At 66.7% G+C, this 15,458-nt stretch carries 15 protein-coding genes; 6 read left to right on the top strand and 9 right to left on the bottom strand.

Annotated elements, in window-relative coordinates; all coding sequences use genetic code 11:
- Window positions 1–67 precede the first annotated feature (67 nt).
- The 3 genes from hmgA (at window position 68) to B5X78_RS05985 (ending at window position 3,154) form a co-directional block, all read left to right on the top strand.
- Window positions 68–1,375: a homogentisate 1,2-dioxygenase gene (gene hmgA / locus B5X78_RS05995; RefSeq protein ID WP_079723522.1), complete on the top strand. Its 1,308-nt coding sequence runs from the start codon at window positions 68–70 to the stop codon at window positions 1,373–1,375.
- Window positions 1,376–1,445: 70 nt separating this feature from the next.
- Window positions 1,446–2,114, top strand: coding sequence for a hypothetical protein (locus B5X78_RS05990; RefSeq protein ID WP_079723521.1), 669 nt, complete (start codon window positions 1,446–1,448; stop codon window positions 2,112–2,114).
- Between the two features lie 92 nt (window positions 2,115–2,206).
- On the top strand, window positions 2,207–3,154 hold the full coding sequence (locus B5X78_RS05985) for a calcium/sodium antiporter (RefSeq protein ID WP_079723520.1): 948 nt from the start codon (window positions 2,207–2,209) through the stop codon (window positions 3,152–3,154).
- Here the strand turns inward: B5X78_RS05985 and B5X78_RS05980 are convergent, their stop codons facing one another.
- Genes B5X78_RS05980 through B5X78_RS05955 form a run of 6 tightly spaced genes read right to left on the bottom strand, consistent with a single transcriptional unit; the run spans window position 3,155 to window position 9,044 of the window.
- Window positions 3,155–3,520 carry a Na+/H+ antiporter subunit G gene (locus tag B5X78_RS05980; RefSeq protein ID WP_079723519.1) on the bottom strand — a complete coding sequence of 122 codons (366 nt, stop codon included), beginning with the start codon at window positions 3,518–3,520 and terminating at the stop codon, window positions 3,155–3,157.
- Window positions 3,517–3,801, bottom strand: a complete 285-nt coding sequence (locus B5X78_RS05975; RefSeq protein ID WP_079723518.1) for a K+/H+ antiporter subunit F — start codon at window positions 3,799–3,801, stop codon at window positions 3,517–3,519. The genes B5X78_RS05980 and B5X78_RS05975 overlap by 4 nt, the downstream gene beginning before the upstream one ends.
- A complete protein-coding gene (locus tag B5X78_RS05970) occupies window positions 3,798–4,295 on the bottom strand; it encodes a Na+/H+ antiporter subunit E (protein ID WP_079724447.1) in 498 nt (165 codons plus the stop codon). The genes B5X78_RS05975 and B5X78_RS05970 overlap by 4 nt, the downstream gene beginning before the upstream one ends.
- Window positions 4,295–5,821, bottom strand: coding sequence for a monovalent cation/H+ antiporter subunit D (locus B5X78_RS05965; protein WP_079724446.1), 1,527 nt, complete (start codon window positions 5,819–5,821; stop codon window positions 4,295–4,297). Before B5X78_RS05965 ends, B5X78_RS05970 begins: the two co-directional genes overlap by 1 nt.
- On the bottom strand, window positions 5,821–6,222 hold the full coding sequence (locus tag B5X78_RS05960; RefSeq protein ID WP_079723517.1) for a Na+/H+ antiporter subunit C: 402 nt from the start codon (window positions 6,220–6,222) through the stop codon (window positions 5,821–5,823). The genes B5X78_RS05965 and B5X78_RS05960 overlap by 1 nt, the downstream gene beginning before the upstream one ends.
- Window positions 6,222–9,044 carry a monovalent cation/H+ antiporter subunit A gene (locus B5X78_RS05955; protein ID WP_079724445.1) on the bottom strand — a complete coding sequence of 941 codons (2,823 nt, stop codon included), beginning with the start codon at window positions 9,042–9,044 and terminating at the stop codon, window positions 6,222–6,224. Before B5X78_RS05955 ends, B5X78_RS05960 begins: the two co-directional genes overlap by 1 nt.
- A gap of 120 nt (window positions 9,045–9,164) precedes the next feature.
- On the opposite strand from B5X78_RS05955, the gene B5X78_RS05950 reads away from it, so the two are divergent.
- A complete protein-coding gene (locus B5X78_RS05950; RefSeq protein ID WP_079723516.1) occupies window positions 9,165–10,043 on the top strand; it encodes an NAD-dependent epimerase/dehydratase family protein in 879 nt (292 codons plus the stop codon).
- Between the two features lie 9 nt (window positions 10,044–10,052).
- On the opposite strand, the gene B5X78_RS05945 is transcribed toward B5X78_RS05950, so the two are convergent.
- On the bottom strand, window positions 10,053–10,532 hold the full coding sequence (locus tag B5X78_RS05945; RefSeq protein ID WP_079723515.1) for an Mpo1 family 2-hydroxy fatty acid dioxygenase: 480 nt from the start codon (window positions 10,530–10,532) through the stop codon (window positions 10,053–10,055).
- Window positions 10,533–10,689: 157 nt separating this feature from the next.
- Between B5X78_RS05945 and B5X78_RS05940 the strand changes: the two genes are divergently transcribed.
- Complete coding sequence (locus tag B5X78_RS05940) at window positions 10,690–12,042, top strand: glycoside hydrolase family 2 TIM barrel-domain containing protein (protein ID WP_139381417.1); 1,353 nt, start codon at window positions 10,690–10,692, stop codon at window positions 12,040–12,042.
- 20 nt (window positions 12,043–12,062) lie between these two features.
- A complete protein-coding gene (locus B5X78_RS05935) occupies window positions 12,063–12,977 on the top strand; it encodes a DUF4440 domain-containing protein (RefSeq protein WP_079723514.1) in 915 nt (304 codons plus the stop codon).
- A 48-nt stretch (window positions 12,978–13,025) separates the two neighbouring features.
- Here the strand turns inward: B5X78_RS05935 and B5X78_RS05930 are convergent, their stop codons facing one another.
- Window positions 13,026–13,841 (bottom strand): polysaccharide deacetylase family protein, encoded by an 816-nt coding sequence (locus B5X78_RS05930; RefSeq protein WP_079723513.1) that lies wholly within the window; start codon window positions 13,839–13,841, stop codon window positions 13,026–13,028.
- Window positions 13,838–15,289: a glycoside hydrolase family 30 protein gene (locus B5X78_RS05925; protein ID WP_079723512.1), complete on the bottom strand. Its 1,452-nt coding sequence runs from the start codon at window positions 15,287–15,289 to the stop codon at window positions 13,838–13,840. The genes B5X78_RS05930 and B5X78_RS05925 overlap by 4 nt, the downstream gene beginning before the upstream one ends.
- Window positions 15,290–15,458 lie beyond the last annotated feature (169 nt).

The raw sequence follows: 15,458 nt of genomic DNA, 5'->3' as shown, positions 1-15,458 counted from the left end.
CTGCTGCGAGCAGGCTTGGCTTGCGGATAATCGCCAGGCGGATGCGGACAAGGATTGGGTGAGCGCAATGACCAGCAAGTTGCAAGGCAACGGTTACCAGCCGGGTTTCGGCAACCACTTCGCCACCGAAGCGGTGGCGGGCAGCTTGCCCGAGGGGCGCAACTCGCCGCAGCGGGTGGCGCACGGGCTGTACGCCGAGCAGTTGTCCGGCACCGCCTTCACCGCACCGCGCAGCGAGAACCGTCGCAGCTGGCTGTACCGGATCCGTCCGGCGGCCATGCATGGCAGCTTCGCGCCGTTCGCGCAGCCGCATTTTCACAACGATTTCCAGGCCGGGCCGGTGTCGCCGGATCAGCTGCGCTGGAATCCGTTGCCGCTACCCACCACGCCGACCGATTTCGTCGAAGGCCTGTACACCATGGCCGGCAATGGATCGGCCGAAGGCCAGCACGGCGTCGGCATCCATCTGTATGCCGCCAACCGTTCGATGGAAGGCCGCTATTTCTACGATGCCGATGGCGAACTGCTGATCGTGCCGCAGCTGGGGCGCCTGTCGATTGCCAGCGAGTTCGGCGTGATCGACATCGAGCCGCAGCAGATCGCGGTGGTTCCGCGCGGCGTGCGCTTCAGCGTGTCCCTGCCCGATGGCGAGGCACGCGGCTATGTCTGCGAAAACTTCGGCGCCGCGCTCAAACTGCCGGACCTGGGACCGATCGGCTCCAACGGCCTGGCCAATCCGCGCGACTTCGAAACGCCCAACGCGGCGTACGAAGACCGCGAAGGCGATTTCGAGTTGATTGCCAAGTTCCAGGGCCACCTGTGGCGCGCATCCATCGCGCATTCGCCGCTGGACGTGGTGGCCTGGCATGGCAACTACGCGCCGTACCGTTACGACCTGCGCCGCTTCAACACCATCGGTTCGATCAGCTTCGATCATCCGGATCCGTCGATCTTCCTGGTCCTGCATTCGCCCAGCGACACCCCCGGCACCAGCAACCTGGATTTCGTGATTTTCCCGCCGCGCTGGCTGGTGGCGCAGGACACGTTCCGGCCACCGTGGTTCCATCGCAACATCGCCAGCGAGTTCATGGGTTTGATCAGCGGCGTGTACGACGCCAAGGCCGAGGGCTTCGCGCCCGGCGGCGCCTCGCTGCACAATTCCATGACCGGGCACGGGCCGGATGCGGCCACGTTCGAGAAGGCCAGCGCTGCGGATCTGTCCAAGCCCGATGTCATCGCCGACACCATGGCCTTCATGTTCGAAACGCGCGCGGTGATCCGGCCCAGCGCGCAGGCCTTCGATGCGGCGCACCGCCAACGTGACTACCAGGCCTGCTGGGCCGGCCTGCAGAAGCATTTCCGCAAGCCCGGCTGACGCGGGCGCGAGCACGGCGCGTTAACGCGCGCCCGTTAGGCTGATGCTCTTTTCACGTGGAGCCTGCCTGATGAAGTCGACCCTGCCGCTGAGCCTTGCCCTGACCCTGGCGGTCTGCGCCTGCAAGCCCGCCGACGCGCCAGCGCCCACCGCGCCCGCCGCCACACCGGCCCAGGACAGCGCCGCGGTCGATACGGCGGCAGCCAACACCACCCCCAGTGAGCCCACGGCCAGCGCAGTCGCCAGCGGCGTGGCGTCCGCCGCCAGCGGTCCGGGCACCGCCAACGATCCGCTGCAGCAGGCCAGCCTGAGCGGCTATGGCGACATGAAGCTGGGCAGTAGCAGCAGCGAAGCCAAGCAGGCCTGGGGTGGCGAGCTCAAGGCGCTGGGCGCGGAGAGCGAGCCCTGCCATTACCTGGTGCCGAAATGGGCCAAGGACGGCAAGCAACTGGCCTTCATGATCGAAGAAGGCAAGTTTGTCCGCTACGAAACCTCGGTCGACAAGGAAACCGCGCCCGGTGGCGGCAAGGTGGGCATGGGCGAGGCGCAGTTGAAACAGCTCTATCCCAACCTGCAGTCGACGCCGCACAAGTACGATCCCAACGGCCGCTACCTGTCCACCACCACCGACGGCTCCTCGCCGACCAAACTCGTGTTCGAAGTCGATGGCCAGGGCAAGGTCACCGAATGGCGCGTGGGCTTGTTGCCGCAGGCCGATTACGTCGAAGGCTGCTCCTGATCGACGCCGCCCGGAGCGCGCCGGCGGCAATGCTGGCGCGGCACCGGGTGGCCATGAAATGATGCGGCATCGCGTACGCGGGAGGGCTGGGGATGCAAGCTTGGGGCCTGTTCGTACTGGGCCTGGTGCTGCTGGCACTGGGCGGTGACTCGATAGTCAAGGGCGCCTCCGGCCTGGCGCAGCGCCTCGGCGCTTCGCCCTTCGTGGCCGGCCTGTTGCTGATTGCCTTTGGTACCTCGCTGCCGGAACTGGCGGTCAACGCGCGCGCGTTCTGGGTCGGTTCGCAGGAACTGGCGCTGGGCAACGCGGTCGGCAGCAACATCGTCAACCTCGGGCTGACCCTGGGCCTGGCCGCCCTCGCCGCACCGCTGGTGATCCGCATGCGCCTGCTGTCGCCGCTGCTGGTGGCGTTGGGCCTGTCCAGCGTGTTGCTGATGCTGTTTGGCCTGGACGGCGTGATCGGCCAGGTGGAAGGGCTGTTCCTGCTCGCGGCCTTCGTGGTGATGCTGCTGTTGCTGCTGGCGCGCGCGCGCCGCGAGATCGACGACGTGCGTGTCGGCGTCGAAGGCTATGCCGCCACGCGCGGCGCGCTGTGGATGAACCTGCTGCGCTTCGTGGTGGCTGGTGCATTGCTGCACTTCGGCGCGCGCTACGTGGTCGCCTCGGCCACCACCATCGGCGCATCGCTGCATCTGTCGCCGTTGCTGACCGGCCTGCTGCCGGTGGCCATCGGCACGGCCTTGCCGGAAGTGGCCGCGGCCATCGCCGCCGCGCGACGCGGGCAGGGCGACATGGTGGCTGGCCATGTGATTGGCTCCAGCGTGTTCAACCTGCTGGTGATCGTCGGCGGCATGGCGGCGCTGCGGCCGCTGCCGCTGCCGGAATCCTTCGTGCGCCTGGAACTGCCCGCCGCCATCGCCTTCGTGCTGGTGCTGTATCCGATGCTGCGCGGCGACCTGCGCATCAGTCGCGGTGAGGGCGCGATCCTGGCGCTGGCGTTCGTCGCCTGGGTGGTGCTGGAAATCGCGCTGCTGCGCTGATCAATCGGGCTTGGCCTCGTCGGCGACGGGCAGATCCGCCACCTCGCTGGCGCCCGGCAACGGCGGGCGCTCGGCCATCTTCAACGACAGCGCCGCCTTGGCCATCAGGTGCGCGCTGATCGGCGCGGTGATGAACAGGAACGCGGTGACCAGCAGTTCGCGTGGCTGGGGATCCTGGCCCAGGAAGAAGTGATAGCCCACCGAGGCCAGCAGCACGCAGCCCACGCCCAGCGTGGTGGCCTTGGTCGGGCCATGCAGACGTTTGAAGAAGTCCTTCAACTTGGCCAGCGCGAACGAGCCGAGCAGGATGAAGAAGCTGCCCACCGCCAGCAGCGCGACCAGCAACCCGGCGACGAACCAGCTCATTCGACGATGTCCCGGCGCAATATGTACTTGCTCAGCACCACCGTGCCGACAAAGCCGAGCATGGCGATGATCAGCGCCGCCTCGAAATACACCGGCGTGTCGCGATGCATGCCGAACAGCATCACCTCGGCGATGGTGGCGACGAACAAGGTGTCCAGGGCGAGGATGCGATCCGGCACGGTCGGTCCGCGCAGCAGCCGGTAGAGCGCCAGCAGCATGGCCAGGCCGACCACGTGCATCGACACCAGGATGGCCCAGGCGACCAGCAGGTTGGGGGTCATGGGAATATCTCCATCAGCGGCGCCTCATAGCGGCGTTTGATCTGATCGATCACTTCCTGCGGGTCTTTCAGGTTGAACACATGTACCAGCAGGTAGCGGCGATTGTCGGACAGCACGGCCGACAAGGTCCCCGGGGTAAGGGTGATGATGCTAGTCAGCGCGGCGATGCCGTGGATGTTGCCGATATCCAGCGGCACCCAGATGAAGCCCGGGGTGATCTCGCGCTCCGGGCCGAGCACGCGACGCGCCACCTCGATGTTGGACAGTACGATGTCCCAGCCCAGGATCCACAACATCCGCGGAATCCTGCGCAGCCGGCCGATGCGGGCGAACTCGCGGTCCAGGCGGGTGGCGAACAGCGGAATCACCACCGCCAGCAGCAGCGCCATCAGCGTGTGGCCCCAGCTGATTTCCGAATTGAGCAGCAGCCAGAAGCAGAACACCGTCAGGCTGAGCGGCAGGGAAGGAAACAGGCGTCTGCGCAGGCGGCCCATCACGGCGTCCTCAGCACGGGCGTCTGTGCGCGCACGTGTTCCAGGTACTGCTGCGGCGTGGCCAGTTGCTCGGCGGCGGCACGCGTGTAGGCAAACAGCGGCGCCGCCGCCACGCTCATGGCCACGCCATAGGCCAGCAGCAGGAAGGTCGCTGCCACTTCCAGCCGGCGCCTGGACTGCACGGGAGCCGCGTCGGCGACTTCCCGGGCGCCAGGCGCCTGCTTCCAGAAGACGCGGCTGCCCGCGCGCGCCAGGCCCAGCAGGATGATGAAGCTGCTGAGCAGCAGCGCGACCCAGATTTCGCTGTGCTCGCGTGTGGCGTCCAGCAACGCCAGCTTGCCGAGGAAGCCGGACAGTGGCGGCAGCCCGGCCAGCGAAATCGCGGCCAGCAGGAACATCAGCCCCGCCACGATCCAGCCGCGCGCGGACAAGCCCGCCACGGTCGCGTCGCCGTGCCGGTGGCGGCGCACGTGATGGGCAATCAGGAACAACGCGGCGCCGGCGAAGGTGCTGTGCACCAGGTAATACAAGCCCGCACTGATCGTGGCCGGGCGACCCAGCGCGAACGCGACGAACAAGGTTGCGGCCGAGGCGAGCACCAGGTAGCTGGCCAGCACGCGCAGTCGCGTCGCCGCAATGACCCCCAACGACGCCAGTGCCAGCGTCGCCACCCCCGCCACCAGCAGCGCGGAACCGGCAAAGCCGGCCAGCGCGCCGGCGGCCGAGCCGAACAGCAGGCTCGAAACCCGCAGCACCGCGTACAGACCCACCTTGGTCATCACCGCGAACAACGCCGCCACCGAACCGGGCGCATGTGCGTAGGTTTCCGGCAGCCACAGCGACAACGGCAGCAAGGCGGCCTTGGTGCAGAACACGAGCAGCAACAGGCTGGCCGCGGCCTGGATCAGCGCGCGGTCCTGCGGCGGCGCGGCGGCGATGCGCGCCGCCATCTCGGCCATGTTCAAGCTGCCCAGCAAACCGTAGAGCAGGCCCAGCGCCATCAGGAACAGGGTAGACGCGGCGATGTTGACGCTGACGTAGTGGAAGCCCGCGCGCATGCGACCCGCTCGGCCACCGCTCAAAAGCAGGCCGTAGGAGGCAATCAACAGCACTTCGAAGAACACGAACAGGTTGAACAGATCGCCGGTCAGGAATGCGCCGTTCAAGCCCATCAGCTGGATCTGGAAGAACGCCTGGAAGTGCGGCGCGCGCCGATCCCAACCGGCACAGGCATGCACCCAACAGGCGATGGCCAGCAGCAGCGCCACCATCACCATCAGCGCGGCCAGGCGATCCACCATCAGGCTGATGCCCAGGCGCGCCGGCCAGTCGCCGAGCAGGTAGACCAGGATGTTGCCGTCGCTGACGCTGCGCACCAGCAGCACCGCCACCACCAGCTGCGCCAGCAGCGACACCGCGGCAATCGCGCGCTGCGGCGCCATGCCGAAGCGGCGATGCTCGGCCAGCAGCGCCAGGCCCGCGGCGAACAGCGGGATCAGGATCGGCAGCAGCGGCAGGTGCGCCATCATGCGCGCCGCCTCAGTTTGCGCCGCTGCTGGCGCGCCAGGTTGCGCGCTTCCTGCAGCCGCTCGCCCTCGGCGCCGTCGACATGATCGCTACCATTGTCGGCGCGGCTGCGGATCGCCAGCACGATGCTGACGGCGGTCATCGCGAAGGCGATGACGATCGCGGTCAACACCAGCGCCTGTGGCAGCGGATCGGTGTAGTGCGCCAAGGTGGTGGGGGCAAACGCGCGCAGCACTGGCGGCTTGCCCGCCACGACCCGGCCGCAGGCGAAGATCAGCAGGTTGGTGGCGTACGACAGCAGGGTCATGCCCAGGATCACGTCGAAGCTGCGCGCGCGCAGCAGCAGGTAGATCCCGGCAGCGGTCAGCACTCCGATGGCGGAAGCCAGGGCCAGTTCCATCAGCGTTCCACCTCGCCGGTGCGCAGGGAGCGGCGATCCGGATCGATCACGCCTTCGCGGGCCACCTGGGTCAGTGACGGCTTGATCGTGCCCAGCATGGACAGGATCAACATGGCGCCGCCAAACACCACCAGGTACACGCCGGTGTCGAAGCCCATCGCACTGGCCAGTTCCAGCTCGCCGATCACCGGCAGATCCAGCACCAGGTGGCCGCTGGTGAGGAAGGGCACGCCGAACAACCACGACGCCACGCCGCTGGTGCCGGCCAGCAGCAGACCGACGCCGATGCAGCGCACGTAGTCAAAGCCAAAGCGCGATTCCACCGAGCTCGCGCCCTGGATCACGTACTGGATCAGCAGCGGCACCGCCAGCACCAGCCCGGCGATGAAACCGCCGCCGGGCGCATTGTGTCCGCGCAGGAACAGGAAGAACGAAACGGTCAGGGTCAGCGGAAACATGATCTGCGCCAGATCCGCCGGTACCGGCAAGGCCACCGGCGGACCGGGCATGATCTTTTCCGGCGCCATCCGTGCGCGCCGCAACAGGGCATGCACCAGCAGCGCGGCCACGCCGAACACGGTGATCTCGCCGAAGGTATCGAAGCCGCGGAAGTCCACCAGGATCACGTTGACCACGTTGCGTCCGAATGCCTCGGGCAGCGAGCGGGCCAGCATTTCCTCGCCGATGCCGCCGGCCGGCCGCGTCATCACCGCATAGGCCAGCACGGCGATGCCGGCGCCGGCCGACAAGGCGATCGCGATGTCGCGCCAGCGCCGCACGTTGTTGCGTTCCGGCGGCGAACGGAAGGGCAGGTAATGCATGCCCAGCAACAGCAGCGGCAGGCTGACCATCTCCACCAGCAATTGGGTCAGCGCCAGATCCGGCGCCGACAGGAACACGAAGTTCAGGCTCACCACCAGGCCGGCGCCGCCCAGCAGCACCAGCGCGATCAGGCGACGGCGGTACCAGCGCAGCGCCGCCAGCGTGCAGGCCACCAACATCGCCCACAGCACCCAACCCAGCAGCGGCATGGCCTGCGGCGTGCGCCACGTCAGCGGCGCTTCGCCACTGACAAACGGCGCCACGCCCACCACGATGGCGCAGATCGCCAACCACGCCAGGCTGCGCTGCAGGCTGCCATTGATGATCTTCTGGCTGGCATCGCGCGCCAGCGCGGCGCCCGCCCGGCCCATCGCCAGGAAGATGCGCCGGCCCAGCGATTCCTTTTCGATGGCATGCAGATCCAGCCGGCGACGTAGGAACAGGTACAGCAGCACGCCGCCCACCGTGCTGATCATGCTCATCAGCAAGGGCAGGTTGAAGCCATGCCAGATCGCCAAGCTGTACTCCGGCGCCGCCGCACCCAGCGTGCCGCGCACGGCGGCCTGCAGGATGGGTGCGATCGTCCAGGCCGGCAGCATGCCCACCAGCAGGCAGATCACCACCAGGATCTCGACCGGGATCTTCATCCAGCGCACCGGCTCGTGCGGCACGCGATCGAGATCGCGCGGGCCCTTGCCGAAGAACGTGTCGACGGTGAAGCGCAGGCTGTAGGCCACCGCGAAGATCCCCGCCATCACCGCCACCACACTCAGCACCGTGCGCATGCTGGCGTGCGCATCGGCCAGATCCAGGGTCTGGGCGAAGAACATTTCCTTCGACAGGAAGCCATTGAGCAGCGGCACGCCCGCCATCGCCAGACTGGCGGTGATGGCCAGCGCGCTGGTGAACGGCAGCAGATGCCGCAGTCCACCGAGTCGGCGCATGTCGCGCGTGCCGGTTTCGTGATCGACGATGCCGGCGGCCATGAACAACGAGGCCTTGAACACCGCATGGTTGAGGATGTGGAACAGGCCGGCCACCACCGCCATTGGCGTGGACAGGCCAAACAGCAGGGTGATCAGGCCCAGGTGTGAAATGGTGGAGTAGGCCAGCAGACCCTTGATGTCCTGCTGGAAGATCGCCTGCCAGGCACCAATCAGCAGCGTCACCGCACCGACGGTGCTGACCAGGTAGAAGAACAGATCACTGCCGGCCAGGGCCGGGTGCAATCGCGCCAGCAGGAACACGCCGGCCTTGACCATCGTCGCCGAGTGCAGATAAGCCGACACCGGCGTGGGCGCGGCCATCGCCTGCGGCAACCAGAAGTGGAAGGGGAACTGCGCGCTCTTGCTGAAGATGCCGATCAGGATCAGCAGCAGCATCCACGGATACTGCGGGTCGGTACGCACGACGTCGCCGGCCGCGAGCACGGCATCCAGTTCGTAGCTGCCTGCGGCCTGGCCCAGCATCAGCAGGCCGGCCATCAACGCCAACCCGCCGCCGCCGGTGATCGCAAGTGCCATGCGCGCGCCTTCGCGTGCATCGCGACGATGCTGCCAGTAGCCGATCAGCAGGAACGAACTGACACTGGTCAGTTCCCAGAACACCAGCAGCAGGATCAGATTGCCGGCCAGCACGATGCCCAGCATCGAGCCCATGAACAGCAGCAGATAGGCGTACAGACGTGGCGCCGAGTCGCGCGTGCTCAGGTAGTAGCGCGCATACATCACCACCAGTGCGCCGATGGCCAGCACCAGGCCGGCGAAGGTCCAGGCCAGGCCGTCCAGGCGCAGGCTGATCGACAGGCCCAGCGAGGGCGCCCATGCAAAGCGGCTGTGGATGATCTCGCCGCGCAGGATCGCCGGCGTCATTGCCGCCAGCAGGGCCAGGCCCAGCAGCGGCGCCGCTGCGGTCATCCATGCCGCCACGCGGCGCGCATCACGGGCAACAAAGGCCACGCACAGCGCGAGCGCGAAAGGCAACAGAAGCAGCGGGATCAACAGGTCGGACACTCGTCGACGACATCTCTGGCGGGTGTCCAGCGAGTTTAACAGCAGGTGCGAGTCGGCCGAGCCCTCGCTATCCTGACGCATTCATCCTGCTGCGAGCCCACGCCACTCATGTCCCTGCAACACGCCCGCAGCGCCTTGGTTTTCGGCGGCAGCGGCCCGATTGGCGCCGCCCTGCTGACGCGGCTGATGGTTCAGGACTGGACGCTGCTGGCCATCTCGCGTCGCCCGCCCGCGCCATCCCCGGGCCCGGCGGCGATGCGATGGTTGCCCGGCGAGTTCGCCGCCATGCCGGAACTGCCGGAGCAGGTGGATGTCATCTTCAGCACGGGTCCGCTGGATCATTTCGCACGCTGGTATGCCAATGCCCGGATTCGATCTGCACGGGTGGTCGCCTTCGGATCCACGAGCGTGCTGGTCAAGTCCACGTCCAGTGATCCTGAGGAGCGGGACCTGGCGCAACGGCTGCACGTGGCGGAGCAGACCCTGTTTGAAGCGGCGCGCGAACGTGGCGCAGCCGCGACCGTGCTCCGTCCGACTCTGGTCTATGGCACGGGCCAGGATCGCAACCTGAGCCGGATTGCCGCGATGGCGCGGCGCAGCGGCTTCTTCCTGTTGCCCAGTGATGCACAGGGCTTGCGTCAGCCGGTGCATGTGCAGGATCTGGCGCAGGCGGCCGAGGCCGTGGTCGACGTGGCCGCCAGCGCGGGCAAGGCCTATGCATTGCCCGGCGGCGAAACGCTGCGCTATGACGAGATGGTGCAACGCCTGTTGCGGGCGATGCAGCCGTCGCCGCGCCTGATCCGGCTGCCGGCGCCGTTGTTTCGCGGCGTGGTATCGGTGGCGCGCAGGCTGCGGAAAATCGATGGCTTGAGCGATACGGTGCTGGCGCGACTGCGCGAGGATCTGGCGTTTGATGCAAGCGCGGCGCGTGAGGACTTCGCCTACGCGCCGCGCGCTTTCACGCCTGGTGACGTGCCGCTGCCATGAGGCGGGCGCTCAGTAACGCCAGCCCATCACCCGGTAGAACTTGGCCAGTACCCAGGCCGGACCAATCAGCAAATAGGTCAGATCGGTCAGGAAGCTCGGTTTGCGGCCCTCGATCTTGTGGCCGATGAACTGCGCTATCCACGCCACCACGAACACGCCCAGCGCCAGGTAGAACAGGTTGGCGACGCCCAGCCAGGATTCCAGCCAGCGGGTCAGCCACGCCATGGTGATGAAGATCGCCAACATGCCCAGGCCCAGCGAGCGCGACATGCGGTTGTAGAACATCCACGCCACGAACATCGCCAGCCCCGACCACAGTCCGCTCTTCATGACCGTGCCGTAGACCGGGATGCACCACAGCAAGGCCACCACCGTCCACAGGATGGCGGGCACGGCAAAGATGTGGATTTTCTGATTGGTGCGGTTCTGGTGATCACCCGAGTAACTGGCGAACCAACGGTCCACCGGACGCTGCGCGGTTGCGTTCATCACATCCCTCCCGAGGATGGCAATGCGGTCAGGTATGGAGCATAGCGCAGCCGCGACCGGCTTGCGCCGCCAGGCTTGCGGGGGCGACACCGCGTGGCATGATGGCCCTGCGCCCCAGGTTCGCGCGTGGCGCTTCCACCATTGGCAGGAGACGTGCATGCGACAGGCATGGCGCAGACGGGTAGGGCTGTGGCTGGGGCTGGCATTGGCGTGCAGCGGCGTGGCCGCGGCGCAGCAGCCGGCCTCCACGAGCAGCGGTGCGGCCGTGGTCGAACCGGCGCCGGCCGTGGTCAAGATTGTCAGGCAGGGCGCCTCTTACCAGCTGCAGGTCAATGGCCAGCCGTTCTATATCAAGGGCGGCGGACTCGGCGACATTGACCAGGAAACCCTGCTGGCGCGCGGCGGCAATTCGTTCCGCACCTGGAGTACCGGCGATGACACCGCCAAGGTGCGGGCCATGCTGGACCGTGCGCAACGCAATGGCTTGAAGGTGGCCATGGGCCTGGACGTGGCCCGCGAGCGCCATGGCTTCGATTATGACGACGCCACCGCCGTGGCCGCGCAACAGAAGCGCATCGAAACCGAGGTGGCGCTGTACAAGGATCATCCGGCCGTGCTGATGTGGCTGGTGGGCAACGAGCTCAATCTGGAGCACAAGAACCCCAAGGTCTGGAACGCGGTCAACGACATCACCCTGGCCATCCATCGCCTCGATCCCAACCATCCGGTGATGACGCCGCTGGCCGGCTTCACGCCCGCGCTGATTGCCGAGATCAAGGCGCGCGCGCCGGCGCTGGATCTGATCGGCGTGCAACTGTATGGCGACATCAACGAATTGCCCGCCAAGCTGCGCGCGAGCAAGTGGACCGGTCCCTACGTGGTCACCGAATGGGGACCGACCGGCCATTGGGAAAGCCCACTGACAAGCTGGGGCGCGGCCATCGAAGACGATGCCTCACGCAAGGCCGGCCGGCTGATGGAGCGCTATCAGTCCTACATCGCGTCGGACAAGCGCCAGGGCCTGGGTTCGTACGTCTTCCTGTGGGGGCAGAAGCAGGAACGCACGCCCACCTGGTACGGCTTGTTCCTCAAGAGCGGCGAGTCCACGCCCAGCGTGGATGCCATGCAGTATCTGTGGACCGGGCAATGGCCGGACAACCGCGCGCCGGCGATCCAGCCGATCCTGATCGACGGCCTGGCGGCGACAAAGAGCGTGAGCGTGGCGCCGGGCAGCGAGCACGAGGCGCATGTGCAGGCCGAAGATGCCGAGCAGGATCCGTTGCGCTTCCAGTGGTACGTGTTGCGCGAGACCACCGCCACCACCACCGGCGGCGATCACGAAGACGTGCCGGCCGCCGTACGCGTGCGCATGACCTTCCAGGGTCAGGGCGGGCTGAAGTTCCAGGCGCCGCAGGAACCGGGCGCCTATCGGCTGTTCGTCGAGGTCCGCGATGGCCATGGCCATGCGGCGTACGCCAACTTTCCGTTCCAGGTCAGCGCCGCGCCCTGACATCGGCGCAGGAGGCGAGCATGCACGCCAGGGTCCGCACAAGAATCCTGTGGGTGGCGGCGCTTTGGCTGTCCTGCGCCTGCGCCCACGCAACTCAAACGGTCGAAGCGGAGATTGCGGCACGCAATGCCGAGTGGGCGCGCGCCGCCAGCGCGACGGATCTGGCTGCGCTGGGAAGTCGTTACGCCGATGACGCCACGCTGATGCCGGAGCATGCCAAGCTGCGTCGCGGCCGCGACGATATCCATGGCTATCTGCAACAGTGGTGGCAACAGGCACGCGTCACGCGTTGGGAGCGGCAGACCGACAGTCTGGACAAGGCGGGCGATCACCTCATCGAGATAGGCCGCTATACGCAACGCCTGCAGCGCGAAGGACAGCCGGCTTACGACTATGTCGGCAAGTATCTGGCGGTCTGGCGGAATTCCGCGGAGGGGCCGCGCGTCATCGCCGAACTCTGGGGCGCCAGCGCGCCGTTCGACCGCGCTTTGCTGCCGGAGCTGACTGCGCCGACGGACACATCACCTGCAATCGACACCGCCAGCGCGCCGGTCAAACGCGAGCTGGCCGATCGCAATGCATTGATCACCCGCCTCGTGAAGGAACGGAAAGGCGCGGAGCACGCGACGTTGTTCGCCGCCGATGCCGCCTACCTCACCTACTACACGCCCACGCTGCGTGGCATGGACGCGATCCGCGACTACTTCGTCGAGCACGAGCGCCCCGGACCGGTCACCATCGAGGCGATTGAAATCCACAGCGACGGCGTGCACGCGCTGGATGCCGGCACGACTCAACTTGAGGAAGGCCGTTACCGCGTCGCCTGGCGGGCCGGCGGCGACAGTGGCGTGGTGGAAGGCAAGAGCCTGAACCTGTGGAAGCGCGGCGAAGATGGCCAGTGGCGGCTGTTCCGCCAGGCGGTCAATCACGATTAGGCGGAGCCCCGGCGGCGGTCGTCGGACCGCACGTTCGCGCCTGCGAGCTTACGGCCGGTGCTGTTGCCCGCGCACATAGCGCATCAGGTTGACGAAGGTGTCGACCCAGTAGGTGTCGCGGTGTTCGGCCAGGTAGGCCAGCAGTTGTTCGTGCGCTTCGTTGGAGACGGTGAGGTAGTCGCCGCCGATGCCGTGGAAGGTGAAGTTGATCATCGTCCCGCGCGCGGCCGCTTCCTCCACCCGCGCGATCAGCTGTGCACCGGTGACACCCACCGGTACGTCCACCGGCACGGCGGCCGGATCCAGCGTGTCCATGTCGGCAATCACGCCGCCGTTGCCCCATTTGATCGCCACGAATGCGGGCGCCACCCGCAACCGATAGTCGCCGTCCTGCGCGCGGGTGTCGCCGCAGGGAATGGTCAGCGTGCGTTCGTCGCGGCCATCCAGCGCCTTGAGCATCACGTTGGCCAGCAGGATCTGATCCTGCATCTGCGCCGCGGTGGTGGTATCCAGATTGCGCTGCGGCTCGACCCAGTCGCGATCCGGCAGCGAGCCGGAACACTGGTGGAACAGCGTGTGGTTGCCCAGCTCGTGGCCGTTGCGCGCGGCCTGCCGCCATTCCTCCATCCGCAGCCGCACCGGATCGCGTGACAGCTGCAGATAGAAGGTGCCTTTCAGTCCCTGCTTGTCCAACGCCGGGATCGCATGATCCAGCTGCGAATCCAGCGCATCGTCATACGACAGGCTGACGGCCGCCTTGTGCCCGTCCGGCCAGGCGAATCGGGCCGGCTGGGCGGCATGCGCGGGGGACGCGGCCAGCGCCGCGACTCCCGCCAGGACGGCCATCAGCCCGCTGCGCTTCATTGCACCAGTGTCTGGATGGCGTGCGCGGGAATCGTCACCTGCGCCGAGTCGGCATCCACGTAGTAGTTGTAGACCAGTTCCTTGTCGGTCGGGTTCATCACCACCGTGGCCAGGCTGCCATCGGCGTTGCGGAACGAGGTGGCGATCAACACGCTGCGGCTGGTCGCCGTGCCGACGCGACGGGCTTCGGGACGGATGAACTTGGAGAAGTGGCCGATGTAGTAGTAGCTGGGCGTGTACAGCAGTTCGCCGGTGCGGGTATCCACATGCAGCGGCGCGAAACAGTAGTTGCCCACGTGGTTGGGGCCGCCCTTTTCATCCAGCAGGATGTTCCAGTCGGTCCAGCCCACCGCGCCGTTGTTCAGATCGTTGATCATGTTGGTGCCGTAACGCTCGGCGTTGCCCCAGAACTGCAGCTTGGCGAAGTCGAACTTCTCCACCGAGGCCTCGGTCAGCAGCAGCGGCTTGTCCGGATAGGCCTTGGCCACTTCGGCGACGTTGCCGAACATCGGATTGAAGCCGGCCCAGGTCTCGTACCAGTGGAAGCCCATGCCCCAGGCGTACTTGGAGGCTTCCGGATCATCGAAGATCACCTTGGCGCGGTAGACCATCATGTCGCGGTTGTGATCCCACACCACGATCTTCTTGTCGGCATAGCCGGCCTTGGCCATGGTCGGGCCGAGGAAGTTCTTGAGGAAGTCGCGCTCCTGCTCGGCCGTGTAGAGCATGGATTCCCAGGTCTGGGTGGCCATCGGCTCGTTCTGGATGGTGATGCCCCACAGCGGGATGCCTTCCTTTTCGTAGGCGGCGATGAACTTGATGTAGTAGTTGGCCCAGGCCTGGTTGAACTGCGGCAGCAGCGCGCCGCCCTTGAGCATGTTCTTGTTGCTCTTCATGAAGGCCGGCGCACTCCACGGACTGGCATAGGTCAGGATGCTGCCGCCGGACGCCTCGATGGCGCGCTTGATCATCGGGATGCGGTACTTGCGGTCATGCTCGATCGAGAAGCTCTTGAGCGCCTTGTCGCCTTCCTTGATGTAGGTGTAGCTGGCGGAGCTGAAATCCGAACTGTGGATGGTGGTGCGCAGCAGCGAGTAGCCGATGCCGTCCTGCTTGTCGTAATAGGCCTTGAGGAACTCGGCCTGCTTTTCCGGCGACAGCGTGGCAAACACTTCGGCGCTGGCATCGGTGATGGCGCCGCCGATGCCCATCACGGTCTGGTACTGCTTGCCCGGATTGACGAACACCGAGTTCTCGACTTCGGTCAGCTTGTGCCCGCCCTTCAGGGTTACCTGTCCGCTCCGGGCCAGGCGCTGGTTGCCGGCTTCGGCGGTGGTATAGATGGTGACGGGTTTGCCTGCCTGGTCCTGCGCAAAGGCGCCCGAGGGCAGGGAGCAGGCCAACAGCACGGTCAGTCCGGCGGTGGCGATCAAGGGGGGGTGCTTCATCGTGGCCCTCGCGAGCATGGGGAATGGGGTGTCTGACAGCGCTGTCAGCCGAGCCGCCAAAGGTAGTCGCGGCGCGCCTGCGGAGGCAAGGTGCGCCGCCGCATGGCCGCCTTTGTCGCATGCGTGTTGCTGCGCACCATGACATCGGCCAGCCGATCCGCCGCCTGAC

It is taken from the genome of Pseudoxanthomonas indica, assembly GCF_900167565.1.
Classification (GTDB): domain Bacteria; phylum Pseudomonadota; class Gammaproteobacteria; order Xanthomonadales; family Xanthomonadaceae; genus Pseudoxanthomonas_A; species Pseudoxanthomonas_A indica.
Note: the sequence above shows the minus strand (reverse complement) of the source record. Positions and strands in the feature narration are given on the sequence as shown.